Origin of the sequence: Hymenobacter mucosus, assembly GCF_900188255.1 — a bacterium.
Classification (GTDB): Bacteria; Bacteroidota; Bacteroidia; order Cytophagales; family Hymenobacteraceae; genus Hymenobacter; species Hymenobacter mucosus.
In genome coordinates this window covers 435,157-459,174 of the sequence record NZ_FZNS01000003.1, presented here as the reverse complement: position 1 = coordinate 459,174, position 24,018 = coordinate 435,157, and the positions used below count along the sequence as shown (strand labels likewise).

General features: G+C 55.2%; 25 protein-coding genes. 11 read left to right on the top strand and 14 right to left on the bottom strand.

The annotated features are described in order from the left end of the window. Positions 1–17 precede the first annotated feature (17 nt). Positions 18–1,616: a PDDEXK family nuclease gene (locus tag CHB83_RS09140; protein ID WP_143437066.1), complete on the bottom strand. Its 1,599-nt coding sequence runs from the start codon at positions 1,614–1,616 to the stop codon at positions 18–20. Between the two features lie 454 nt (positions 1,617–2,070). Here CHB83_RS09140 and CHB83_RS23790 point away from each other — a divergent pair, with 454 nt between their 5' ends. Genes CHB83_RS23790 through CHB83_RS09135 form a run of 3 tightly spaced genes read left to right on the top strand, consistent with a single transcriptional unit; the run spans position 2,071 to position 3,167 of the window. Then, positions 2,071–2,238, top strand: a complete 168-nt coding sequence (locus CHB83_RS23790; protein WP_179225495.1) for a hypothetical protein — start codon at positions 2,071–2,073, stop codon at positions 2,236–2,238. A 12-nt stretch (positions 2,239–2,250) separates the two neighbouring features. Next, on the top strand, positions 2,251–2,379 hold the full coding sequence (locus tag CHB83_RS24210; RefSeq protein ID WP_262490729.1) for a hypothetical protein: 129 nt from the start codon (positions 2,251–2,253) through the stop codon (positions 2,377–2,379). Positions 2,380–2,417: 38 nt separating this feature from the next. Further along, on the top strand, positions 2,418–3,167 hold the full coding sequence (locus CHB83_RS09135) for a hypothetical protein (protein WP_089332400.1): 750 nt from the start codon (positions 2,418–2,420) through the stop codon (positions 3,165–3,167). 51 nt (positions 3,168–3,218) lie between these two features. Here the strand turns inward: CHB83_RS09135 and CHB83_RS09130 are convergent, their stop codons facing one another. From CHB83_RS09130 to CHB83_RS09115, 4 genes are all read right to left on the bottom strand, one after another. Then, on the bottom strand, positions 3,219–4,484 hold the full coding sequence (locus CHB83_RS09130) for a PDDEXK-like family protein (RefSeq protein ID WP_089332399.1): 1,266 nt from the start codon (positions 4,482–4,484) through the stop codon (positions 3,219–3,221). 101 nt (positions 4,485–4,585) lie between these two features. Beyond that, the gene (locus tag CHB83_RS09125) at positions 4,586–5,005 is read right to left on the bottom strand and encodes a hypothetical protein (protein ID WP_089332398.1); all 420 of its coding nucleotides are present in this window, start codon (positions 5,003–5,005) and stop codon (positions 4,586–4,588) included. A 57-nt stretch (positions 5,006–5,062) separates the two neighbouring features. Further along, a complete protein-coding gene (locus CHB83_RS09120) occupies positions 5,063–5,830 on the bottom strand; it encodes a hypothetical protein (protein WP_089332397.1) in 768 nt (255 codons plus the stop codon). Further along, a complete protein-coding gene (locus CHB83_RS09115) occupies positions 5,799–6,698 on the bottom strand; it encodes a hypothetical protein (RefSeq protein WP_089332396.1) in 900 nt (299 codons plus the stop codon). The genes CHB83_RS09120 and CHB83_RS09115 overlap by 32 nt, the downstream gene beginning before the upstream one ends. Positions 6,699–6,796: 98 nt before the next feature. On the opposite strand from CHB83_RS09115, the gene CHB83_RS09110 reads away from it, so the two are divergent. Beyond that, a complete protein-coding gene (locus CHB83_RS09110) occupies positions 6,797–7,591 on the top strand; it encodes a LexA family transcriptional regulator (RefSeq protein WP_089332395.1) in 795 nt (264 codons plus the stop codon). On the opposite strand, the gene CHB83_RS09105 is transcribed toward CHB83_RS09110, so the two are convergent. Genes CHB83_RS09105 through CHB83_RS09095 form a run of 3 tightly spaced genes read right to left on the bottom strand, consistent with a single transcriptional unit; the run spans position 7,557 to position 8,548 of the window. Further along, the gene (locus CHB83_RS09105; protein WP_089332394.1) at positions 7,557–7,943 is read right to left on the bottom strand and encodes a MerR family transcriptional regulator; all 387 of its coding nucleotides are present in this window, start codon (positions 7,941–7,943) and stop codon (positions 7,557–7,559) included. The genes CHB83_RS09110 and CHB83_RS09105 overlap by 35 nt on opposite strands. A 12-nt stretch (positions 7,944–7,955) precedes the next feature. Continuing rightward, positions 7,956–8,300, bottom strand: a complete 345-nt coding sequence (locus CHB83_RS09100; RefSeq protein ID WP_089332393.1) for a hypothetical protein — start codon at positions 8,298–8,300, stop codon at positions 7,956–7,958. Continuing rightward, positions 8,297–8,548: a hypothetical protein gene (locus CHB83_RS09095; protein ID WP_143437064.1), complete on the bottom strand. Its 252-nt coding sequence runs from the start codon at positions 8,546–8,548 to the stop codon at positions 8,297–8,299. Before CHB83_RS09095 ends, CHB83_RS09100 begins: the two co-directional genes overlap by 4 nt. Positions 8,549–8,632: 84 nt before the next feature. Here CHB83_RS09095 and CHB83_RS09090 point away from each other — a divergent pair, with 84 nt between their 5' ends. From CHB83_RS09090 to CHB83_RS23785, 5 genes are all read left to right on the top strand, one after another. Continuing rightward, positions 8,633–9,385 carry an XRE family transcriptional regulator gene (locus CHB83_RS09090; protein ID WP_089332391.1) on the top strand — a complete coding sequence of 251 codons (753 nt, stop codon included), beginning with the start codon at positions 8,633–8,635 and terminating at the stop codon, positions 9,383–9,385. Positions 9,386–9,438: 53 nt separating this feature from the next. Next, a complete protein-coding gene (locus CHB83_RS09085; RefSeq protein ID WP_143437062.1) occupies positions 9,439–13,785 on the top strand; it encodes an NACHT domain-containing protein in 4,347 nt (1,448 codons plus the stop codon). 22 nt (positions 13,786–13,807) lie between these two features. After that, positions 13,808–14,566: a hypothetical protein gene (locus CHB83_RS09080; protein WP_089332389.1), complete on the top strand. Its 759-nt coding sequence runs from the start codon at positions 13,808–13,810 to the stop codon at positions 14,564–14,566. Positions 14,567–14,611: 45 nt separating this feature from the next. Further along, complete coding sequence (locus CHB83_RS09075) at positions 14,612–15,295, top strand: hypothetical protein (RefSeq protein ID WP_089332388.1); 684 nt, start codon at positions 14,612–14,614, stop codon at positions 15,293–15,295. 778 nt (positions 15,296–16,073) lie between these two features. Further along, complete coding sequence (locus CHB83_RS23785) at positions 16,074–16,250, top strand: hypothetical protein (protein ID WP_173664797.1); 177 nt, start codon at positions 16,074–16,076, stop codon at positions 16,248–16,250. Between the two features lie 146 nt (positions 16,251–16,396). Here CHB83_RS23785 and CHB83_RS09070 read toward each other — a convergent pair whose 3' ends face one another. From CHB83_RS09070 to CHB83_RS09050, 5 genes are all read right to left on the bottom strand, one after another. Further along, positions 16,397–17,077 (bottom strand): sterol desaturase family protein, encoded by a 681-nt coding sequence (locus tag CHB83_RS09070; RefSeq protein ID WP_082455592.1) that lies wholly within the window; start codon positions 17,075–17,077, stop codon positions 16,397–16,399. Between the two features lie 72 nt (positions 17,078–17,149). After that, positions 17,150–17,671 (bottom strand): shikimate kinase, encoded by a 522-nt coding sequence (locus CHB83_RS09065; protein WP_089332387.1) that lies wholly within the window; start codon positions 17,669–17,671, stop codon positions 17,150–17,152. 128 nt (positions 17,672–17,799) lie between these two features. Continuing rightward, positions 17,800–18,855 (bottom strand): ABC transporter permease, encoded by a 1,056-nt coding sequence (locus tag CHB83_RS09060; protein WP_089332386.1) that lies wholly within the window; start codon positions 18,853–18,855, stop codon positions 17,800–17,802. Between the two features lie 92 nt (positions 18,856–18,947). Then, on the bottom strand, positions 18,948–20,054 hold the full coding sequence (locus CHB83_RS09055) for a BT_3928 family protein (RefSeq protein WP_089332385.1): 1,107 nt from the start codon (positions 20,052–20,054) through the stop codon (positions 18,948–18,950). A gap of 185 nt (positions 20,055–20,239) precedes the next feature. Beyond that, positions 20,240–20,794, bottom strand: a complete 555-nt coding sequence (locus CHB83_RS09050) for a DUF1599 domain-containing protein (RefSeq protein WP_089332384.1) — start codon at positions 20,792–20,794, stop codon at positions 20,240–20,242. A gap of 156 nt (positions 20,795–20,950) precedes the next feature. Here CHB83_RS09050 and folP point away from each other — a divergent pair, with 156 nt between their 5' ends. Continuing rightward, positions 20,951–21,832, top strand: coding sequence for a dihydropteroate synthase (gene folP / locus CHB83_RS09045; protein WP_089332383.1), 882 nt, complete (start codon positions 20,951–20,953; stop codon positions 21,830–21,832). Next, positions 21,826–22,665 (top strand): diadenylate cyclase CdaA, encoded by an 840-nt coding sequence (cdaA, locus tag CHB83_RS09040; RefSeq protein WP_045688808.1) that lies wholly within the window; start codon positions 21,826–21,828, stop codon positions 22,663–22,665. Before folP ends, cdaA begins: the two co-directional genes overlap by 7 nt. An 86-nt stretch (positions 22,666–22,751) precedes the next feature. Here the strand turns inward: cdaA and kbl are convergent, their stop codons facing one another. After that, positions 22,752–23,999, bottom strand: coding sequence for a glycine C-acetyltransferase (gene kbl / locus CHB83_RS09035; RefSeq protein ID WP_089332382.1), 1,248 nt, complete (start codon positions 23,997–23,999; stop codon positions 22,752–22,754). Positions 24,000–24,018: the final 19 nt, after the last annotated feature.

The following is a 24,018-nucleotide window of genomic DNA, read 5'->3' as shown; positions in this document are numbered from 1 at the left end:
GAAGCAGGGTTACAGCTTTATCGTTTGGCTCGCACAACATCAAGCATACGGGCAACATGGGCAGGGCGCTCGGGCACGGGTATGAGGTGGTAGCGGTCATAATCGGGATGTAGCACTACCAAGTGCATATCACGGACGCGGCAACCGTAATTTGTTTCAAGCAGCCACTTATACATATTCTGTTGCATGGTATAGTGGCTGAACGAGCAGTCGGGCAGGTCCCCAAGCGGCCCTTCGGCAGTCTGGTAGCGGTTTAGCTGCACCTGGCCGGCAGCATCTACTACTTTATGGCTGCGCTTCCAGTCGTAGATAGAAAGGGTTCCGTCGGTATTGCGGGCCACAAAATCGAGGGTGCCTGCCAGCATCAACTCCTCACTGTACACCTGCCACTCAGTACGGTGAGGCACAAGGTGAGAAAAAGCCCGGTGAAAGCTGAGAAAATGAGCAAACTCGGGGCCGGTAGCGGGGGTGCCCTGATTGTAAAAATCTTCAATCTGCTGATGTAGGGCCGTGCCAGCACGCGATGAGGCTGCAGCTTTGTCAGCCCATTCCTGAGCTACATCTTCGGGTGCGCAGCCGCGTTGAGCTGCTTTGTAGGCTGACCAATATTCAGTATCAAACTTTGGAAAAAAGCGGCTTACTAAAGTACTGACAGCTAATGCGGGCTGTCCGTTGATATAATACTGGTGGGCGTCAGCGTCGAAGCTCAGGGCACTACGGCGCGGGTCAGGATTAGCTTTCTGCAGCGTACCAGGCTTGGGCGGCGGAGGTAGGGGGGCTGCTTGAGCTACCAGTTTTTCAATCTCCGCCTCAATGGGTAGCGATTCGGCGGCAGGGCCGACGCCACTACTTTCATATCTACCGAAGTCGGTGATTCCCAAGTACTGCTCACGGTAGCGGGCTTTAGCCCACTTCTGCGCCTGCACCACGTCCCAGACCACAACACCTGCAGGCGTGCCGACGGATAACAGGATTTCGGGAATCTGGTACGTAGGGTCGAGCCGGGCGATGAGGTGGGCAATAACGGCACAACAGGCTTCCGGCTGCTGATGAACCTGAATTTCAGCAAAGCGCAGCACGACCCACCCACGGCTGGTAAAAAAGTTGTCGCGGCTGTCGTCGTCACCCTGGCAGTGGGTGGGCAGGCGGTTGGCCCCGTCATAAGGCTCGTCAATCTCGACGTTGAGGAAGAGATTAAGGCCGTTGCGCTCGTGCAGCAAAGCTACATCCGGCTCGTAGGGACGGGAAGCGTTGGCAGTGGGTAGATGGTGGTTGTCAAGTACCCGAACCGGGCCGGACTTAGGAAAAAAGCGGCGCAAATGCTCAACAAAAGCTGCTTCGCAGTAGCCGCGGTTGGCCGAGCGACCAGCGCGGGGAAACTTGACAGGTACGCGATTGCCAGCGGCTGGCCAGCGTAGATAAGGATAGCGGCTATTGCTGCGAGCGGGTAGTGGCTCGTAGCCAATGTATTTGATTTCGCCAGGCACCGGCACCTGCTCAGCAGCAGGGCGCTGAGGCGCAGGCCGGGGTGTAGCCGGTGGCGGAGTGGGCCGGGCAGGCTCTGCCCGGCGAGCGGAGCGCTCAGCAGCAGGAGCCGGTGCCGGAGTGGCAGACACTGGTTCAGGACGGGCAGGCGGCGGTGGGGTAGTGGCCGTTGGCTGACTCTTAGCGGCCGGAGTCGGTTTTGGCGTGAGCGTTGGCGAAGCAACCTTCGGAGCTAAAGGCGCAGATTGTGGCCTATTCTGTATAGGTGGGGTAGTTGGGGGAGGCGGTACGGGAATTGGCGTAGCCGGCAGCGTATGGTGCTGGGTCGGCTTGGGCCGGAAAATCCAGTAAGCAAGCAACCCGAGCACAAAGACGATTAGAACGGTTAAAACTATCGGGAAGCCTGAAGTAGATTGCGCTGGAGCAGAGGCGCTAAGGGTATCTATTTGTGCGAAAAGCAAAGCGGCAGGGTGTGAAGGCGGAATATATGGGCAATTTACACGGATGCCATTACCCTTTAGTCCTTGGGCAGCTTAGTTACGAGCTATTGCCGAACTTCGCCCACCTTATGCACACCGTTTTGCTATGAAAGCTACGCTCTATCTGCCGCACCAGAATCCGCAGCCCGTTTCCGTTGAAGGGCTGAGCCTGCCCGAACCGACTACCGGGTTTGCGGCGGTGTCTGAGCAGGTACCGGTGCTTATGGGCTGCGCCCGCGACTTGGTGGATGTGTTGGTCAGCGGGCCGGGGTAAGTGGCCTACTCGGTGTTCGACTGCGAGGAGCCAGCGAACGAGGCCGCAATGGTAGCGGTGGCCGAGGTATTGGGAGTAGAGTTTGACCTAGGCGACGAGGACGCGGTTTTGTGCGGGCCAGTGCTGGTGATTCATAGTTAATACAAAAGCATTTGTTTTGCTTCTAACCACTGAACAAGATGATTACAAAGGCACTACACCGATTTGTAAGCCGAGTTGCCCACTACAATGCCGACTTAGAATTAATTGATGTCTTCGCTCAGTCTGTTTATAAAAATGAACTGACTCCCCGGGATGGAAAACTCATTTTAAGACACGTTAACCCAGAAAAACATAAAACACTCGCAAATAGAACATCATCTCACGGTGGTCGTAGCGTTGCAGTTTCCCACTTAAAAAAGAATGTTTATGGCTCATACATTAAGGACCTTTTTGAAGAGGTTGAATTATATCTTATAGACATATTAGCAGCAGTTACTGCTTCAGACATTACACCTGACAGGCTTGTTGGACAACACAAGATTTCATTTGATATCAATGATATTTTAAAGTGTGGGAACTGGGACGGCGTTATTCGGCTGCTTAGCAAAGAGTTGTTCAGAAAAATTCAAAACACTCAAAAAAGCACTTTATACTTATTGGAATCAATTGATACAAAGCTGGACTTAGGTGCTGATAAAACGGTTATTCGGGAGGCAATGCCCTACTTGGAGCTACGACATCTACTTGTTCACTCCGATGGTAAGGCGGACAAAAATTTCTGTACTTCCTACCCTGAGTTTGGTGCTATTGAAGGAGAGGGCATAAAATTGACTTTTGAAGTGGTTTCAGCGGCCCGTACCAAGGTAGTAGCGTTGGTAGAAAATTATGATGGATGTGTCATTAGAAATCTGCGACTTCCTGACAAGTTCATTCATCTAAAAAAATGATAGTATTACAAGGATTAATGAGAACGGGCAGGTCAATCGACCTGCCCGTTCTCATTGACTAGCATCGGCAGAGCCGACTTGACAATGCCTGTCGAGTGCTTTGATCAACTCCTCAACTCTTGGCGCCAGTTCGCTCACTAGTTTTCCGTTGGCAATCAGTGGGTATAACGAGTGGTCATTTTCCGGCCCTACCCAATCCCACCATGGCCACCAAGACCAGGGTCTGGCTTCCTTGCTGAGCAGTTGGGCTATGGCGTTGGGCGTCTCTTCCGGCCAATCCTGCTCCGTTGTATCAGTGGGACTTAGATTCGCTCTGTCAAACCGGATTCCGTAGAAAAGCCGGCCGTTATCGAATTCCACCCCTATAGAGTAGCGGCCCCAAGGCAGCTTATCCGGTACTTCGCTGGTGGTGGGGCGACGGATGATAATTGGCTTCCTGTTGATTGCTTGAAGGAATCCGGTATCCTTCCAATGCTCTCCAACCGCGAATTCAGGAAAGCATTCTGCTAACTTCTTAGCTAAAGTAGTAAGCAGCTGAGTTTTCAACTCTGCCAGAGAATCAATTATATCGAAGGCGGTTTGAACCTGAGAAGCGGAAATGATGGTGGATGCTACTTCCTTAGCCTGCATGAGTTGCGCTGGTTTGGTGCTTTCGAATTGAAGCCAGCTTTCGACGTGGTGGCGGAACTGGCGGATAAATGTTCTCAGGCTCTCCGGGTGCACTGCTTGGTACCAGTCGTCAAGGAGCCCTAGCAGAAATTCCCGAAATGTGAGGTTGAGGTATTGTCCCTTTCCTGTCAGTGCTTCGCGGTCTTCAGCGGTCAGGCTTATTGGGTCAGGCGGCCGGGCGTCCCGGCTCAGGTATATCAATAAGTAGTTTTCGCCATGCCGCTGCATGAGCAACTGCCGGTACCGGGTCAACTGCCCGGGCTGGTCTTTGGTGCCGTCTCGGGGCTTGTTCTCGATACAGATGCCAAAGCTACCGTCAGTGGCCGTCAGCAACAGATCCAGCTGCCCGTATTCTCCGTGGCGTCGTTCGGCTTTAACCGTCCAAGTGGCTACCGGTAGTCGGTTGCTTACCAAGTGCTCCTGCCTCAGCCTCTTAATGAACAATTCCTGGAACAAGTGCTCCTGACCATGGTCTTCGTGCGCGTTCAGAAAGAAAGCCAGCAGGTGAGTTGTGGGCACCTCACCCTGTGGCATGAACCTGAACGGGGTAAAGTCGCGGGCTGTGTATCTATTTACAAGGCGGTTTTCGTGCTCAATCCGCACGATTGTTTTTTCTACGGCTTGGAGGCAGGCAATAATTTCGCTCATATCTGTAACAGAATAATCAGATTACACCCCTGGGCCTGTTTAGGTCCAGGGGCTAATACTAAGGATTTCCGGTGGCTCCGCCATCAGATCCGGCAGTACAATCAGAATCGTTCGTTCAGGTGCTCTTCGCCGTTGATATAGTAGCGTACCAAGTGGCCGGCAAAGCGAAGCGAGCAAGCAAACTCAGCCCGCTCGTGCGCGTCCTGCAGGGACGCGGCCACCACCTCAAACGACTCCTCCAGGAAGGGCAGCGGCCGCATGGAATCGGGCAGGTGGGGTCCGTCTTCTCCGGTTATCCGGACCCGGTACACCTGCAAGCCATCAGGGAGCTGGGACAGAGCGTGCTCCTGAACGCGGCCACACCGGCGGCATCGTACCACTACGAGCACCCCGGCGGCGGTGCGGGCCATTACCCGCCCGCCTGTGTGCGGGGTGGCGGTCTGCTCCGCCTCGCAGAACAGCGTCAGCAGGTTTTTGGGCGAGTAGCCGGTGCCGGTAGAAATAACTGCGTTACGGGCCATGCTGACAGGTTATTGTCTTAATGAACGTCTAATATAACAGTTAACGGCCGCAGGACTTCAGGCACTGTTGCGCAGCCGCTGCTGCTCATTCTCCGCGCGTAGCTGCCGCACATATTTTCCGGTTTCGCCCAAGGGCGCATCGGGGCGGGCCTGCCAGTCGGTGCGGGCGTTGCGGAAGGCGGCGGCGTGCTGCTGGCGGCGAAACTCCTCAGGGTCGGGGGAAGGCAGGCCGCGGCGCTGGCGCTGCTTCTGCAGGCTGAGGCGGGCGCGCAGCACGTCGTGGTTGGGGTGGTCGTCGGGGATGCGGTCGGCCAGCTGCTCCACGAGCTTCGGGGCCAAGTTATCCAGCAGGGCCACGGCTTGGGACTGGGCGGAAGCGCCCTGCGCCTTCTGGTCCTGGTGACGGCTTTCGAGGAAGGCGGCCTTCTTGTCGAAGTACTCGTTGAGCACGGCGAAAATCTTGCCCTGATCGATTTCCTGGAAGAAGTTGCGGCCACTGGTACGGGCCTCTTTCAGGGCCAGAATGATGTCTTTAAGGCTGTCGTGGCTGTACTTGCGCATGACGGTTTCGGCCAGCTCGATGAGGTCGGCGGCGTCGGGCTTGTGGGGCACGCGCACCGAATCGACGAAGGCCTTGAAGATGACGGCCAGCAGCTTCAGTGTCTCCCCTTCCCCGATGCTGCGCTGCACCTGAAAGATTTTGCGGGCCTGAGCAGCCTGGGCGTAGTCGAGGCCGACGGACATGCGGGCCAGCAGCAGGCGGGGGCGCTCATCGGACACGGTGACCAGCTGCTCAAGCGTAGCGGCTGTCGAAATAGTCAGCAATTGCGCTTCGGGCCCCGGCCCCGTAGGCGGGGGCACCGTAGCCGGTGACTGGCTGTGCGGGGGCGAGTACGAGGGCGTTCCGTTCGATATCATTGAGCATGAAGTTTTTGGCGGTGGCCTTCCAGTCGCGGCGGCGGGGTGGCAGGCCGTCTTTGCGCCAGTTGGCGACTTTCTGGTGGTAGAAGCGGAGGTTGGCCAGCTCGAAGTCGGTGCCGGCAAAAGCGGCGATGAAGGCCTCGGGGTCGGCCAGCTCGGACTCGGCAAACAGGACCTCCGGGCGGCCCACTCCCCTACCCGAAACCTTTCTTTTTGGCGCAACTTTTTCTTGGGAAGCCGGCCCTGCACGGTCCTCCGCAGCCAACTGCTCCTCTGAAAGCGAATCATCCAGCATGGCGTAGCCCGCCTCTTTTTTCGCTCCCGCCGCAGATGCGTTTGAAAAGTTTGTGGGGTTGTCTCCGTCTGGTACCGTTACCGGTGTTTTCAGGATAGGGGGCACGGCTTTACCGGCAGTTGGGCCACGGCTTGCGTCACTTTCGGTTGAAGCACTTTTGGGCGTAGCGGTGGGTAGAGCGGCCTCCGATCCAAGCTCGTGCATGAGGGCTTGGCTGGGCTGGTGCTGACTCTGGCTGGGCTGGTAGGTGATGAGGCCCCAGGCGGTCAGGTCGCGCAGGCAGGCGCGGTAGGTGCCGGCGCTGCCAATGTGGGCGGCCCGCATCAGCTCGTCGCGGAACAGCAGCACCGAGGGCGGGAAGTGGGCGGCATTCCAGAGCTGGAACAATGCTACGTACAGGCTGATGTGGTGCGGGGTGGCCGTGAGCTCGGCGGCCAGGAAGGCAAAGGCGGCGCGGGTGTGGGTGATGTAGTTCATGCGGGCCGTAACAGGTAGTGAAGGGTAAAAGCCGGATGCGTACTTTGCATAGAAATACAGGCATTGGGCCGGGTTGGCCTGATATCAGCTATGACACTATGAGTCAGGAAATGCAGGTAGGCGACCGTATAAAGGCATTTATGGAGGCGCAAGGCCTCAATGCCTACCAAGCTTCGCAGAAGCTGGGGCACGAAAAGCCTTCAAAAGTTTACAAGCTGGTGAACAACGATGCCAAGCCGGGCTATGACACCATCGTGGAGCTGCTAACGGCGTGGCCGGACCTCTCGCCGGAGTGGCTGATACTGGGCACCGGGCCTATGCTGCGGGGTGGCGCAGCCTCCACCAGCGACCTGCCCCTATTCTCAGCCAAGACACCGGCGCTGCCGGAGCGGGGCATCAACGGGGGCCGGGTGTTGGCCGTAACGGTGGACCACACCGGGCACGAAAACATTGTGATGGTGCCCCTGCGCGACCAGGCAGCCTACACCAAGCGGCACGACGAGCCGGCTTTCCTGGACAAGCTCACCACGTTCCGGCTGCCGCTGTTTGCCTCGGGCACCTTCCGCGCCTTCGAGGTGGACGGCGACGAGCTGCATCCCGGCATCCGGCGGCACGACGTAGCGGTGTGCTCGTTCGTGGAGCGGTGGGACCTGCTGGCGCCAGGCTCGGCCTGCGTGGTGGTGGTACCCGGCGGGGTGCTGGCCCGACGGCTGCCGGCCCCTATCACTGAGCGGAAGCAGGTAGTGGAACTGCTGGCCGATAATGCGCGGATAGCGCCCATGCACGTACCGGCGGCCGACATCATCGAGCTGTGGCAGGTGCGCGGGTATCTGACCACGCGGGTACCGGCCCCACCAGTCAGGTCGGGCGGGCTGCCCGCCGACGGCGAGTAGCAGCGGCGGGCTCGATAGGCGCGGCGTCGGTGCGGTTGCGGCGCTGCCAGTCGTGCAGCTGCGACAGTAGCACCCGGTCGCCGCGGCTGGACTCGCCGGGCACGTAGTGCAGGCGGCGCGGGTGGTTGTCAGGCAGCCGCATGTAGTCGCGCACGGTTTCAGGGTGCAGTCCCAGCAGCTCGGCGGCGCGGGGCACGGCATAGGCCGGGTCGGGGGCCGGGGTGCTTTCCATCTGGCGGCGGGCCTCGGCGGCACAGGCCTTCTCCAGCGACTCGCGCACCCAGGGGTGGGCGTCGGGCATCCGCACGGTAATGTGCAGGCCGTCGGCGGTAGTGGTAGTTAGCTCAGTCATCGGAATACGGATTTACAGGTAGCGTTTGCCGGGGCGGCCCAGACGCGGGTCGTAAGGCAGGCCAGCCGGCGTGTGGGCGCGGCGGTGCTCGGTAATGCTGGTAAGCAGGCGGTTTACCTTGTCGGCCCAGGTGGCAGAGAAATAAACGCGCATGAACAGCACCCACATGTATTCCTCGTGCGTGAGCAAGTGGCTTTGCAGCAGCTGGCTTAGCTCTTCCCGCTGCTGACAGGTGGCAAACACGGTGCGGTCGGGGCCCAGATGGACGGGGCGCGGACATGTGCGGAGCATCACCTCCAGCTCGGCGGTCAGGTGCTGCGGCTCCTCCGTGAGGTAGGCGGTTGTTACCTCGCTCATGCGGCTGCGGGTGTTTGCGGGGCTCTGGCCGCCAGTTCTCCCAACTCCTGCTGCACCTCCTGGCTACCGGCCTGCCGGATGAGCCGCACTGCTTCGGCCACAGCCGGGTGGTTGGGCTTTCCTTTCTGTAACGCCTTCGTAACGGCTGCTCTCGATATGTCGAGCCGGTGCGCGATATAGGTAATAGAACCGTGCGGTAACAACTCGCGCAGGTTGACAGATGATTTTTTTGATTCGATTGGTTGCATTTGGTTTCTATTTGTTACATTTGTTATGATTGTTACAAATTCACCCACAAAAGGCGTGACCAAATGTAACATAGTCTACACCATATGACACAATCCGCTACAAATAAAAAATCTCCGGTCGAGGAAATGACCGAAGAGAGCCTGCGCACTACCATAGGGGAACGGCTGCGGATAGTGCGCCAGGTGCGCGGCCTCACACAGCAGCAGATGGCGGACCTGCTGGGCGTGAAGCGGCCCACGGTTACGCAACTGGAAGCCAGCCGCCACCAGCCCAGCCAGGATGTGCTGGAAGCTATTGTGCGGGAGCTGGACATCAGCCGTAACTGGCTGTGGTTCGGCATCGGGCCGATGGAGGAGGCAACGCCGGGCCTGAACGGCAATGCCCGCCTGGCACACCCGCTGGATGAGGAAGATTATGAGGACTGGATACATATCACCGTGCCGGCCCGCGCCGGCTTCGGAGACCTGTTTGACACAGGGGGCGTCGCACAGTTCGATACCATCCGCATCTACAGCCCCAGCCCGGAGCTGCGGGGCCGGAAGACGTGGGTAATTGATGTGGACGGGGATTCAATGGAGCCGCAGCTTCGCTCGGGTATGCAGGTAGCCGCCATATTGCTACCGCTGGAGGATTGCAAGTACGCCGTGAGTGGGGTGTATGCGGTGGTGTTCGGCAGTCAGTTTGCCATCAAGCGGATTAAGGATAATGACCTGCTGACGAAAGGCTATCTGGTACTGCACTCCGACAACGAAAACGCCGGCAGCCTGACGGTGGCCGGAGAGGATATTCGGTATATGTGGCGGGTGCTGGAGATTATCAGGGGAAAGGTGCTGTAGGCAAAAGGTGCAATTGTTATTTATCCTTACATTTTTCAATTAAGTATATGCCTATGCCTACTAATTATTCATGGCAGCGTCGTTGGCTTCCTCTCACAGCAGAGCAGGCTAATGAGAATTACCCTTACGAGTTTGAAAGTAGTGGCTATGCCGTTGCCACAAAGCTGGGCCCCGGCCTCACCAGCGTTCCTGTAGGCACTCCACTTGATGAACTGAGGGACGGCCCTCAGTGTGTCATTCTCCTTGGAGAGCCTGGCATAGGGAAGTCGAATGAATGGCAAAAGCAACAGGATGCTATTGGACGAGAGTGCAACCATTTATTTCTGAACCTCGGTTCATTTACCTCGGAGGAAACCTTATACCGAGAAATCATTGATTCTCCAGAAGTTTCCGCATGGAAAACCGCTAACTATGAATACACTCTTACTATATGGTTTGATAGCTTAGACGAAGGGCTTTTGCACATCAGCAGGCTCCAAGAGGGTATTATCCGGATTTTGAGAAGGTTACCGACGGAGCGCTTACGCTTACGGATTACCTGCCGGAATGCAATTTGGCCGTCAGCGTTTTCTGAATCACTGCACAGGCTTTGGGGGATGCCCGCTCACCCAACGCGCGAGCAGTTTAGCATTATGCTTCTTGGGCCTCTGACACAGCAGCAAATAATGCTTGCTGCGGAACAGGAAGGATTTGACAGTGAGCTGTTTTTGCGAGCCATTGCACAAGTGGAAGCCCAGCCACTAGCCAGTAGTCCCGTCACGCTACAGCTACTGATCAAACTTTTTCGTGTTCATCAACCCGGATTCGGAATATCTGATACAGATGGCAGGGCAGGTTTATACGAGTTAGGTTGCCGGGAACTGTGCGAAGGCCCGGACCGAGGAAGGGAAGAGAAGCATCGACATGACAGCCGTGAAAGACTGTTACTTGCCGGGTATTTAGCATTTCTAGCAGTCTTTTCTAACCGTCGCCAGATTCATATTGATCCTGTTAGTGGCGTATTGGGCAGCAACGAACTGGACCCCCACGCTGCCGGAGCAGGCCAAACGACCGAATGGAAAGGGATTCAGGCCACTATTTCGCCTGCACGCATCCGTGATCTACTCGCTAATACCGCCCTGTTTACTGACTTGGGTAATGGCTGCATGGTATGGACCCATCAATCCTACGCGGAGTTTCTGGCAGCTTGGTATCTGAACCTTACGGGCATAACTACAGGTAATCTAAGGGCCCTGTTTCGTTCATCAGCTGATCCGCAAGGTGGTATAGTACCCGCATTAAGAGAGACGGCTGCTTGGCTGGCAGAGATTCAGCCAGTATTCTGGCAGGAATTGCTGGAATTGGACCCAGGCGCACTCATTCAGTCCGACATGCGTCGACTCAGTGTTGAGCAGCGCGCTGCGGTCGTTACCCGGCTGATTCGTTGGCTTGATAAGCTGGCCTTTCCCCCGTACCGGGACAATTATGAGCGGAGTTTTATGCATCAACTGCGTCACCCGGGACTTGCTAAGCAACTCACTGCAGTACTAGCCAATCCTGAGGCCAACGGCGCCACACTCAGGTTTGCCATCGATGTGGCCATTACGTGCAAAGTAGATGAACTTGCCCCTCTGCTTATTCAGAATGCCCTAGACGTTGCGCTACCATTTCAAACGCGTAGCAGAGCACTAAGTATTCTAAGAGCTATTGCAGATGATGACATCAGCCAAGCACTCAGACCTCTCCGCTTGGATATACCTACAGGAGATTATCAGGATGACTTCCGAGGCTATCTGCTACAGATTCTTTGGCCTCACCACTTAAGTGCAGATGAATTATTACCTCTCCTTACTCAAGAGAAGGACGACCACTATGGAGGTTCGTATCGCATGTTTCTGTATGGATTGGAAAAAGAGGACATATCGTTTTCCTCTGATTCTGTGCTCAAAAGCCTGCAATGGCTGATTGAGAATACTCCTTTACTTGATTACCAGCATGCGCGGGAAGCTTTTTGGAATAAAATCAGCCGTCTTGTATGGCAGCGTGCATGGCAGCTAATCGGTGAGCCTGGCATCCTAGACGCTCTGGCCGAACTATTCATTGTTGCAGATAAACACCACCAGCCTTTCAGTATAGAAGGTGCATCCTACGCTGATCGTATTTCGCTGTTGCTAAAGATTGCTGGCCTTAAAAACAGACCCAATCCTACTTGTGTAATCTTCAACTTCCATCATCAAGCCAATCTATTATCACAAGATGAATGGGAAGGTGTACACGCACTACTGTCCGGCCCTTTGAGCGCAGCTGCCCGGAAGTGGCTTACCAGAGTATTAATGTACCTGATGGGACAGCCGGCACCCCATGGCCCGGATCCAGTATATAGTCGGCGGTATAATTTGCTTCATGAGGCTGCTAGAAAATTCAAATCGAGCAGACAGGCTTTTGAGCCTTGGTGTGAACCAGTTGATTCAGAAACCGAGGATTCTAAAAAGCAAAAAGGATATGCACTGGATGCCCGTAAGCGGGACAGAAAGAAACTTCGCAAAAAGCTAATCAGACGTAAACAAGTATTACGATCTATTAGAAGGCGGCGACAATATGTATTCAAAACAACTGTAAAAGGCAGCGATGCGACCTTTTCTGAATGGCACAACCTGCTGCATTATATAAGTTCTGAGAAAACTATTTCCGGCTTCATTGCGCACAATGATATTAGCCATGCGAAGCACTGGAAGAAGTTGACTGATGAGCAACGAATCAGTCTGGTTGATATGGCATGTGCTATTGTGTTACGGTATCCCATTCCACCTACCCAGAGCTACAGCCTTGGTCGAGGGGTTAACAACTTTGCTATTTCACTATACCGTGCCCTGCTACTGGCCGAGAGTCAACGTCCCGCCTTCGTCGAATCATTACCCTTACAATTCTGGGAAGAATGGGCCACGTTTATAGTAAAGCTTGAAGAATTCTCTGGTGATGATAAAAAATATGCACTAGCTAGAAAGGCATGGGAAAAATATCCGTCAGCTATTGAACTAGCACTCTTCCTTAAAGCGGATGCATATGATGATAGCATAGATAAAAGCGGTTTTTATGAGTTCAAGGACTGGTATAATGCGTTACCAGATTCTCGTTTCTCTGCATTGCTTCTCACAGCTATAGAAAATGGGATATGGCGGGAAGACTTATCCGCTTCTATACTGGTAGATATGCTGAGTGTCAGCTATCAGCCTGCCTGGGAAGTGGCGCAACAGCTACTACCAGACCCGGCAGAGGCCTATTCGGTTACGGTGGCGAGGCCACGTCTGGCAGAGGTGGTATATAGCTGGCTGTTGTTCAATAATAGAGCCCCCCGGCAAAATACTTGGCTGCATTGGGAGAAGTTAAGCGCTCAATTGTCCATTGCTGCAACAGTTATCAACCGTTCCGTAAATCACCCATCGCCGAGTGAGTTTCAGCATCTGGTCGCGCTGGAAGAGGAGCAATTGTGCACTATCATCCTTTGGCTTACCTACGCTTTTGAGCTTGCTCCTGCGGATATAGACGACTGGAAAGACAACAGTCCGAAGGGCAAATATGCAAGTCTACGCACAGCAGCCGCCGCTGAATTGGCTTCACGTGGCACACAGTCAGCATGGAATACGCTTCAGCAACTAGCTGAGCAGATGCACGCGCCTTACTGGCTCCGAATAAGGTTGGATCAGGTTAGAGAAAATCTACGACGTAATGCATGGCAGCCAGCTCTTCCCGATGAGCTAATTGAACTAGGCAGAGATGCTGGGCGACGCTGGCTTGGTACAGCTACAGACCTGCAACAGCTGGTTCTTGAGTCGCTGAGCCGTTTTCAGACTGACTTACACGGAGAGCTTGTGGCTGCTGAGCAGCTTTGGACGCCAGATAAAAAAGCGGCTACAGCAACTCATGTAGTCAGAGACGAAAACTTCCTCTCAAATACGATTCGGAGGTACCTAGTTCAGGACCTGCAGCGGTCTGATATCCTTATCAAGCGAGAAGTAGAAATTAGGCCGTCCGTTGGGCCAGCTACCGGACAACGCACAGACATTTTCGTTGAGGCCTTTTCCATAGACGATAAAGGCAATAGAGTAGATGTACTGACTGTAGTTGTTGAAGTCAAACTCAGCAAGAATGATGAAGTGCCAACTGCTCTCCCTGATCAGCTAATCCCATATCTGGCTGATCAGAAGTACAAGCATGGTATTTATCTGGTGGGCTGGCATTACGGACAATACAGCAAAAGGCCTCCGAGGCATAAGCCATTAGCTGAACTCCATTCACTGCTTCAAAAACAAACTACCGCTGCGAACTCTCAATATACCCTCCGTAGCCTGATACTCGATATCAGGCTTCCCAGTGACTCAGGGCGTCTGCCAAGTGAATCAGAGTTTTTCAGGCCGATATAACCTTGTTATATCCACTAAAACTATGCCCCATTCCGACCGACACCGTGCTGCTGTTGACACCCGCTACGATATAGCCCTGCAGGAAACAGCTGGCCAACTGTACTGGCGCCCTTGGGTGGGCACCAACTACGCCGGGTTGCCGCGCGAGCAGCGGCTGCTGATTCTGGGGGAAAGCCACTACCACTGGAAGCACAAGTCAGAAACGGCAGAGCAGGTAAGCCGTTACCTGGCCGGCCGGGAGTTTACCCGGTATTTCGTGTTTGACCATGGATACATTTCTCCTGTCAAACCAACGAGGTTCACAACGGCGCTTACCAGGGCGCTTTATGGCAGGCAGCACACCCGGGAGCAGAAACAACGTCTTTGGTCATCAGTGGCCTATTTCAACCGGGTGCAGCGGCCTATGGCAAGTGCGCATACCCGCCCCACCGAACAGGATTACAAGGTTGCCTGGGACACATTTTTCGCGGTACTGAATGTATTACAGCCAGGATACTGCTTGTTTGCAGGCGTTGAAATCTGCGGCTACATGGAGGAGATGCAGGCTGCAGCACGCCGACATGGCTACACCATAGACGGGTCGGAACGGCGGCCGGCAATCGGTAAGACAACGCCCCGGCTTGCCACTGTGACAAATGCGGCCGGAGAGTCAACCCGGCTGCTCTTTATCAGGCATCCCAGCAGCTTCTTTTCTTGGCAGAAGTGGGGAAATTTTGTGGATGAGCACCTACCCGGCTACCGTCAGCGGCTGCTCAGCATAGATGGTGCAGTATCGGCTTGATGTGCCGGCTACAGGTTTTCTCGCTCAGCCTGCGCATCTTGTTATATGCGCTACACTGAACGCCCCAAGCCGCCCATCGGCACGAAAGACATGCTGTATAGCCTCCTGCAGGTGCGCCCGGCCATGGAGAAGCTGTACGGCCAGAACAAAGAATATGCGCCGCTGATAGCCGCTTTGATGGATCTACCGTCGGATGCGAAGCTGCCCACGGCCAAGTCGCTGCAACAGCAACTGGGTATCAGTGCGGCCGTGTTCCGGCGGTGGGCGGAAAACTGGCACGACGACTTTCTGGGATTGATCCAGGAAGATGCCGACGTGCTGCAGTTCCGGCAGGTCGAGTACCTGTTTTGCGTGCCGGGGCCACGGGACTACATCATTTTTTTATGCCGGCTGGCGGTGCCGCCGCAGGTAGGTGAGGGAGTAGAACTGGGCTTTATATCTGGCGTCACCGGCTCTGCCATCTACCACGTCGATAGTGTCGCGCACGAGTACCTGCACGACAAAATACAGGTGGTGGTTCGCCTGCGGGAAGGCTACTACGACCCCTACGTGCACCACCTGCGCCACCGGGCCCGCTTCGAGAAAACGCTGACCTGGGAGGAGGAAAGCCAACTTTCCGGCTATGCGGCTGAAAAACGGCTGTATGAAATCTATGGCCGGCCTGCCCCAGCCACACCGGCTTACCAGCCACCGGTGGCAGTTGGCCGGCGCCGGCGCTTCGGGTACTGAGCCATCGGCAGTCTCAGCCGGTCTGCAGGCTGGGTTCGTCGGCCGGTGCTTTCCCCTGTATTCAATTTACAAAGCAAATGAAGGGGTACCAACTGCAGAGTACATGGAACCACGAAACGCCACTTTTCTCAAAAAGTGGCGTTTCATAGTGGCACGACCGACCATCTTACTAGTGATGTACCAACTGCCGCTGAGCATGAGTACGCTAAACAGCCTAAACCGGGACACAAATCAGGACCCAAAACCTAATAACAGCCTGCATTAAATATTTTGGCTGGTTATACGCACCCAGGAGGGAGCGCCAACAGTAAAGCCCGGTGATAGACTTACTCAGTCTGCTACCGGGCTTTCTTTTTAAGTTATTGTGACTTGCTTGAACCAAGAAAGTTCTTAAACCGCATTTAGCACACCTTGCTTAAGCCAAACAGAAACCGCAGCCTCATAAAGCTGCGGTTTCTGTTTGTTACTATAGCGTAGTAAGCTCAAAGGCGGCCACGGTCGTTCTAGTGCGCTGCTTACCACCAAGCGCGCTCTTGTGCAAGCCACATGCCGAGGCTAATGGCCAAACAGGCTTATGAAGGCTCCTATGCTATGGTCTCGACTTTTAGTCGGCTTACGCATCAGAGGAAGCAATTTTGCTTATGCACAGTGCTGGGGCAAGACAAGATTTCTGGCGTTTCCAGGAGAATCGACACTAACCTTTTTAAGAATAGGCTAGTATGCATTAGAAGTTGCTTCCACTACTGCGAGGCACTTTTCTCACTCTCCTCTCCTCGTTATGAATACCCTGCGTTTTCCCTTTATTGCAGCCTTCATGGTGCTGCTTACGTTCTCTCTTAGCAGCTGCGACGCTATCGGAACCATCTTCAAAGCTGGTGCTTGGACCGGGCTTATTGGTGTATTTCTGATTGTGCTGCTGCTGTGGTTTATCGTGAACCGTCTCCGCCGCCGCTAAGTCTACATGGGTTACCCATTCGAAGGCCGCTTCCTGTCCTGTGCAGGAAGCGGCCTTTAAGTTTCTTGTTGTGGTCGGTAATCAGCCAAACAAAAACGGCTTCCTCTCCTTGAGGAAGCCGTTTTTGTTATCAGAGAATATACCGCTTAGTTTCTTGGTTGCTTGGTAGGCATAGTGCCAATTATGTGGTCCCACAGGGTGCTGGATACACCGAAAGCAATTTCATCTTGACGGTAATGGTGCTGGGCGTGGTGCGTCCACCACACTTTTAGGAAGTTCTTCGGGGGAGCGTACACGTGAATGGCGTAGTGCACAAATAAGTACAGCGCATAGCCAAACACGAAGCCCGCTAGAATGCCAAAGGCGTAGCTACCGAAGGTGAAGCGGAAGATGAAGAACAGCAACGACGCTACGAACACCGTGATGATGGGCGGCATCGCCAAGCGAGTTTCGTCTTTAGGATACTCGTGGTGCACGCCGTGCATGGTGTATTGAAACTTAGCCCGCCCAGGGGTAGTAGCAGGAATGTGGTACACGTACCGGTGCACTAGATACTCCGCAAAGGTGAACATAAACCACCCCAACAGGAACAAGCCAAAGGCCGAGATGCCAGAAATAAAGCCTCGCGTGAGCCCATAGTACAGGCTGATAACTGCCGTAATCAGGAAAATAGATACGGGCAGCGCAATGTGCGTATGCGAAAGACGCTCCAACAATGGATTTTCGAACAGCTGGGCCGACCCTTTGTGCTTAGGGCGGATAGCATCCGGGGTTTTCACTGGAGTGGTCTTTACTTCGGGCGCTGAAGCTTCGGAAGTTGATTTCATGCCGATACAGGAATGATGAAGTCGCAAAAATAAGCAGCACTGACCAAACGACGAGCCAATAGCTCGTCTGTACTAGACAGCAGTAGTGTAACGCTCGACTAACTGCCGCACTGCCTCTACCGAACAAACGGGAGCAGCACAGCGCAAGGGTGCGCGGTCGTAGAACTGTTGGCGTGCCCGTAAGGTTTCGTGCAAACGGCTTTCTAGCGCTTGTGCAGTAGGCAAAGCCGACAACAAAGGACGACTAGCTGCCGCGGCTAACACCCGCTGTACTAGCACAGACACCGGCACGGCCAGGTAGAGCGTCAGGCCCGTTTCAAGCAGCACCTCCAGATTGTGGTGATAGCACGGAGTACCCCCACCGGTAGCCAGTACCATCTCGGGCATTGTTTCTACAAGGTCGCGTAGTACGTCGCCCTCACGCTGACGGAAGTAGTCTTCCCCATCTTGGGCAAAAATCTCCGACACACTGCGCTGCTCCCGTTGCACTATCTCCTCGTCTAGGTCCCGAAAAGGCACCCCGTAGGCTGTAGCCAGGGCCCGGCCCAGTGTGGTTTTGCCTGCTGCGGGCATGCCAATGAGATAAAGACGCATAGCAAATAAGGAAAGGAGGTGTGGTGTGCAAGCAATGGGACTAGACCAAGCACGGGCCTAACATGCCCGGTTGGTAGAACAGAAACCAAGTAGTCTTCAACGGGGATGAACCACCTAGTAAGTGCGGATTAACCCAGCTTCACGCGGGGGTCAAGCAGGGCGTAGAGTACATCTACCACAATATTGACGAGCACAAAGATGGCCGCTATGAAAATAGTAGCACCCATTACTACTGGGAAATCAAGGTTTTCGACGGCCCGCAGCGTGACGGTTCCCAACCCCTTCCAGTTGAAAATGTACTCGATAAAGAACGCGCCGGCCATGAGCGAAGCCAGCCAGCCCGACACCGCAGTAATTACCGGATTCAGCGCATTCTTCAAGGCATGCCCTATAATTACGCGGTAGCTGGAAAGCCCCTTGGCGCGGGCCGTACGGATGTAGTCCTGGCTAAGCACATCGAGCATAGACGAACGCGTGAGCTGCACGATAACCGCCAAGGGCCGAATTCCGAGGGCAAACGCAGGTAGCACCAAGTTGCGCAGCACTAGGTGCCGTCCCGTAAAGGGGTCGGTTTCGTAGAGTTGGCCCGTGAGGTTGAGCCCAGTCCAGTGGCTCCAGTAGAAGCCAAAGGATATGGCAATGAGAATGGCCGCTACAAAAGAGGGCACCGAAATTCCTAGCACGGAGGTAGACACTAGCAGCCGGTCTAGCCACGAATGCGGCTTAAGAGCCGCCACCACACCCAAGCTGATGCCCACAACTGCGGCCAGCATCATAGCCGCTACGGCTAGCCATAGCGTACCTGTGAAGTGGTCCAGCAATGTGCTAAGCACGTCCTTGTTGGTTTGGAAGGAGCGGCGTAGGTAAGGCACTTTCAGTACTAAGGCCCGCTGACCAAACGGCACCAACGCTACGCCCCCGTACTTGGCAACGCCCGCCGAGTCGCGGGCATGTAGCCCCAGGGGCGATACGTCGTTCAGGTAGCCTACCAGTTGCAGGGGTAGCGGCTGGTCCAGGCCGAGGTCGGCGGCAATGGCGGCCCGCGTTTCGGCATCGGAGCGCTGGCCCGCTAGTAGGGCTACTGGGTCGCCGGGCAGCACATTAAACAGGAAAAATACCGTAAGGGCCACGCCCGCCAGTACCAACACCCCTTGCCCCAAACGGCTCAGAATAAATCCAATCATGCTACGAATTGCCAGTTACGAGTTGCTGAGTGCGCACCTGCAAATTATCAGTACTACTTGGCAACTCACAAGTCTATCATCGACGCAACTGCTTACAGCTTTGCTTCCAAGTCGCCTATTGCGGGGATGTCGTGGTAGTGGTACTTCCCTTTCACTACTCCGTTTTGCAGCAGAATAAGGCCTGGGTTAGAGCGAATCATCGACTTAAGCACGGTAGCGTCGGCGAAATAGAAGGGAGCCCCCAGGTTCACATCGTGGCGGTAAGCGTCGAAAGCCCCGGGGCTGCTGCTTGTAATCACGAGGGATTCAATACGCTTGCGCGACTTGCTGGCCGCTTCCAAAAGGCTGTTGATGTCCTTGTACCGGTCCCGGTCGGCGCTTTGCACGTCCTGCACTACTAGCACCAGCTTATTGCCCTTTAGTACCTCTCCTGTGTAGTCTTTGCCATCCGCATCAAACACTGAAAAGTCGGTAATCAGAGGCTTCGACTTTTCTGGGTTAAGCACATTCATGCTTTTGTATTTCCAGGTCGAGTCGGTGGGATATTCCGTAAAGGTTTTGCTTTCGCCGTTGCGCTCCATTACATACTCGTAGCGGGCGGCTTCTTGGGGCTTCATCAACTGGCCAATGTCATTGCCTTCCTTATAAGGCAAGAAATCGAAGTAGGGCAAGTGGCCCAAGGCCCGCACCCCAATACCAATGGCCACGGCCGAGGCAATGGTGATGTACATGACGCCCAGGGTACCCTTAGCAAATACGCGGCGCAGGTAGCGCAAGTTGAAAAACACTACTGCCCACAGCAGTAGCAAGAACATATCCTTGGCGAAGGACGTCCAGGGGGTTAGCTTAATAAAGTCGCCGAAGCAGCCGCAGTCCGTTACCTTGTTGAAAGCGGCGGAGTAGAATGTAAGGAACCCAAAGAACACCAGCAGTGCCAGCAGCACCCACAAAGTTTGGCGCAGCATCCAGCGTAATAACACCGCTACCCCCAGTACTACTTCCAGGGAGCTGAGGAAGATGCTGAGCGTGCGGGCGTGGGGGATAAATACCTGAAAGAACGAGCCAAAATCTTTGCTGAATACCTCAAAATACTCTTCCAGCTTGAGGGCCGTGCCAATGGGGTCGTTTAGCTTTACGAGGCCCGAGAAGATGAACACAATGCCCAGCAGTAGCCAGCAAATACGGGTGATTTGTTTCATGTTGCAATCGTAGAATCTTGGAGTCTGGGCCCAGGGCTGGCAGAAGTTCTAAAGGTAATGATCAGCCGGAGCGTACGAAGGCTCTAACCACACGAGGCATCTATTGGTGCACAACGCTCTTATTACGTAGAAAAGCCGGCCACCGTGCGCTAGTTACCACGCATTTTCTAGTCTACGCGTATCGGCTAGGCGGCCGGAGTAGCATACTTCATTTTGATGAGCACAAACACAGCATAGTTGAGCATGTCGCGGTAGTTGGCCTCCACGCCTTCTGATACCTGCGTGAGGCCACCAAGGTCCTCAATTTGCTTGGTACGGTGCAGCTTCATCAGAATAATATCGGTAATGCTCTCAATGCGCATCTGGCGCCACGCCTCGCCATAGTCATGGTTTTTGGCGAACAGCAGGCGGCGGTTTTCATCTACCTGGTCATCGTAGGCAGTAGCCACCGCGGCGGGTTCCAGGTCGAGGGGGGCATCGGCGGGTAGGCGCAGTTGCATGAGGGCAATAACGCAGTAGTTGATAATGGCGACAAACTCCTCCTCTACCCCATCGGCCACTAGCTGCGTGCCTTTTTCCTGGATGCTGCGAATGCGCTGCGCCTTGATGTAAATCTGATCCGTTACGGATGGTAGACGCAGGATTCGCCACGCGGTGCCGTAGTCATGCGTTTTGGCCAGAAACAGCTGGCGACATTGCCCAATTACTTGGTCGTATTCGTGCTGGGTTTGATTCTCCAAGTTTTTCAGCCTATTTTGTTGTACTTCACTCCACCCATTCTGCGAACCGCAGCCGAGGCGAAATCATCAGCCAGTGGTGGCAACCGCCATGCGTTACCCTCGTCGGCGAACTGCTACAGCGGCGCTTTGTAGGCTAACTCCTAACTGCCCAGAACCATGCTCCAGGCCCCGCAAGATACGTGTTTTTCGCCGCGGCAGACCCTGCGTTGCCCCGGTGGGCGCGTGCTAGATCTGCGCCGGCCGCAGGTGATGGGCATTCTGAATCTCACGCCTGATTCGTTCTTTGCCGACAGCCGCGTGAAGGCTGAAGATGACCTGCTGCGCCGGGCCGAGCAGATGTTGCAAGCCGGCGCAGCTGTACTCGACCTGGGGGGCTACTCATCCCGCCCGGGAGCCGAGGACATTTCCCCCGCCGAGGAAATGCGGCGCCTACTACCTGCCGTGGCCGCCGTGCACAAGGCCTTTCCCGAAGCATTTATTTCCGTGGACACCTTCCGGGCTGAGGTAGCCGCCGAAGCCGTAGCAACGGGGGCCGACATCCTCAACGATATCAGCGGGGGGCAGCTCGACGAGGCCATGCTAGCTACTGCTGGCCGCCTGCAAGTGCCCTACATTCTGATGCACATGCGCGGCACGCCCCAAACCATGACCCAGCACACCCACTACGAGGAAGACCTAGTACTGGAGCTGGTGCGCTACTTCCGCGACAAGCTGGCCGAGCTACGCCGCCACGGCGTAACCGACGTGGTGCTTGATCCTGGTTTTGGATTTGCCAAAACGCCACGCCAGGGCCACGAGCTGCTGCGCCGGATGCGGGAACTGCAAGTACTGGGTTTGCCAATACTAGCTGGCCTTTCGCGCAAGAGTATGGTGTACAAGCCGCTGGGCTTGGGACCGGAAGCAGCCCTAGCCGGTACCATTAGTGTCAATACGATAGCCCTGCTCAACGACGCCCGGTTGCTACGCGTACACGATGTAGCTGAGGCCATGCAAACCATTCAACTCGTATCTAACACCTTTCCCTCTGCTCTGTGCTAGGTTCCTTCGCCATCGGCTTTCTGCGCATCGGCTGGGTAGACGTCGTGGACGTGCTTCTGGTCACGGTGCTGTTCTATCAGCTCTATAAGCTGCTGACGGGAAGCGTAGCGCTGAAGATTTTCCTGGGCTTCATGTCCATCTACCTGCTGTATCTGGTAGTGAAAGCCACCGGAATGGAGCTACTGACCAATATTTTGGGCCAGTTTATGAGCGTAGGTGTACTGGCTGGCATCATTCTATTTCAGCAGGAAATCAGGCGGTTTCTGCTCACCATTGGGAAGGCCACGGCCCTCGACCGGGTACGGGTGTTTCCTTGGCGACGCGAGACGGGTAGTGAGCGAATGAACATAACGCCCTTCGTAGAAGCTGCCAAGAGCCTCTCTGGTAAAAACACGGGTGCCCTTATTGCCTTCAGTCTGGCTTCCGATCTAAAGTTCTTCGCCGATTCCGGCGACCTGATTGATGCCACCGTCAGCAAACGCCTGCTGATGAGCATCTTTAACAAAACCAGCCCCTTGCACGACGGCGCCGTCATCATTACGCAGGGGCGCATTCAAGCGGCGCGCTGCATTCTGCCCGTGAGTGAAAACCCCGATGTGCCCGCCTCCATGGGTTTGCGTCACCGCGCCGCCATTGGCCTCACCGAGGTGACGGATGCCGTGGTGCTGGTAGTGAGTGAAGAAACCGGGCAGGTGTCGTTGGTGCGTGGCGGCGAAGTATTCCGCAACCTAGCTTCGGCTGACCTACGTGCCCGCCTCAACGAGTTCCTGTTTGACGTGGCGCCTAAGCAACCAATAGCTTCCACAGGCTCGGCGGCAGAGGTGGCGGCGTAATAAGTACTCAAACCTCAAAAGCTAAGCAGGCCTTTCTTACTAGTAAGAAAGGCCTGCTTAGCTTTTACGCGGCACGCCTCGTCTGATTAGGGTGTGTTCGTTACTACTTGGCCTGCTTCCGGCTGCTGGGCCGAAGGTTCCTTAATGGTGCCCAGTTCACGGCCTACTTCAATGAAAGCACCGATGGCTTTATCCAGATGCTCGCGGGTGTGAGCGGCCGAGAGCTGCACCCGAATACGGGCCTGGCCCTTAGGCACTACGGGGAAGTAGAAACCAACCACGTAAATGCCTTTCTCTAGCATCTTGGCGGCAAAGTCTTGGCTGAGCTTGGCGTCGTACAGCATCACCGGCACAATAGGATGCTCGCCCGGCTTAATGTCGAAGCCAGCCGCCGTCATCTTTTCCCGGAAATACTTGGTATTTTCTTCCAGCTTGTCGCGCAACTCAGTGCTTTCCGTGAGCAGTTCTAGCACACGCAAGCTAGCGCCCACAATGGCTGGCGCCAGGGTGTTGGAGAACAAATAGGGGCGGCTACGCTGGCGCAGCATATCAATAATTTCCTTGCGACCCGAGGTAAAGCCACCCATGGCGCCGCCGAGGGCTTTGCCCAAGGTACCCGTGATGATGTCTACGCGGCCTAGTACGTCGCGGTACTCGTGGGTGCCACGGCCCGTTTTGCCCAGGAAGCCCATCGAGTGACACTCATCAATCATCACGAGGGCTTGATACTTGTCGGCTAAGTCGCAGATTTTGTCGAGCTGCGCGATGGTGCCGTCCATGGAAAAAGAGCCATCGGTAACGATAATGCGGTGGCGCGTGCCTTTAGCCTGGGCGTCCTGGAGCTGCTTTTCCAGATCTTCCATGTCGTTGTGGGCGTAGCGGTAGCGCTGGGCTTTGCACAGGCGCACGCCATCAATGATAGAAGCGTGGTTGAGCGAGTCCGAAATAATGGCGTCTTGCTCCGAGAACAAGGGCTCGAATACCCCCCCGTTGGCATCAAAGGCGGCGGCGTAGAGAATCGTGTCTTCAGTACCGAGAAATTCGGCCAGCTTCTGCTCTAACTGCTTGTGAATGTCCTGAGTACCGCAAATAAAGCGCACCGACGACATTCCGTAGCCGTGGGTATCAATGGCTTCTTTGGCCGCCTTCACTACCTCGGGGTGCGACGACAAGCCTAAGTAGTTATTAGCGCAGAAGTTCAGCACTTCCCCGGCTTCGGTCGTTTCAATTTCGGCGCCCTGAGGCGAGGTAATGATGCGCTCCTTCTTATAGAGGCCAGCATCTTTGATTTCCTGCAGTTGCTGTTCGAGGTCGGGCTGGAGGGTGGCGTACATTGGCAGAGGGAATGTAAAT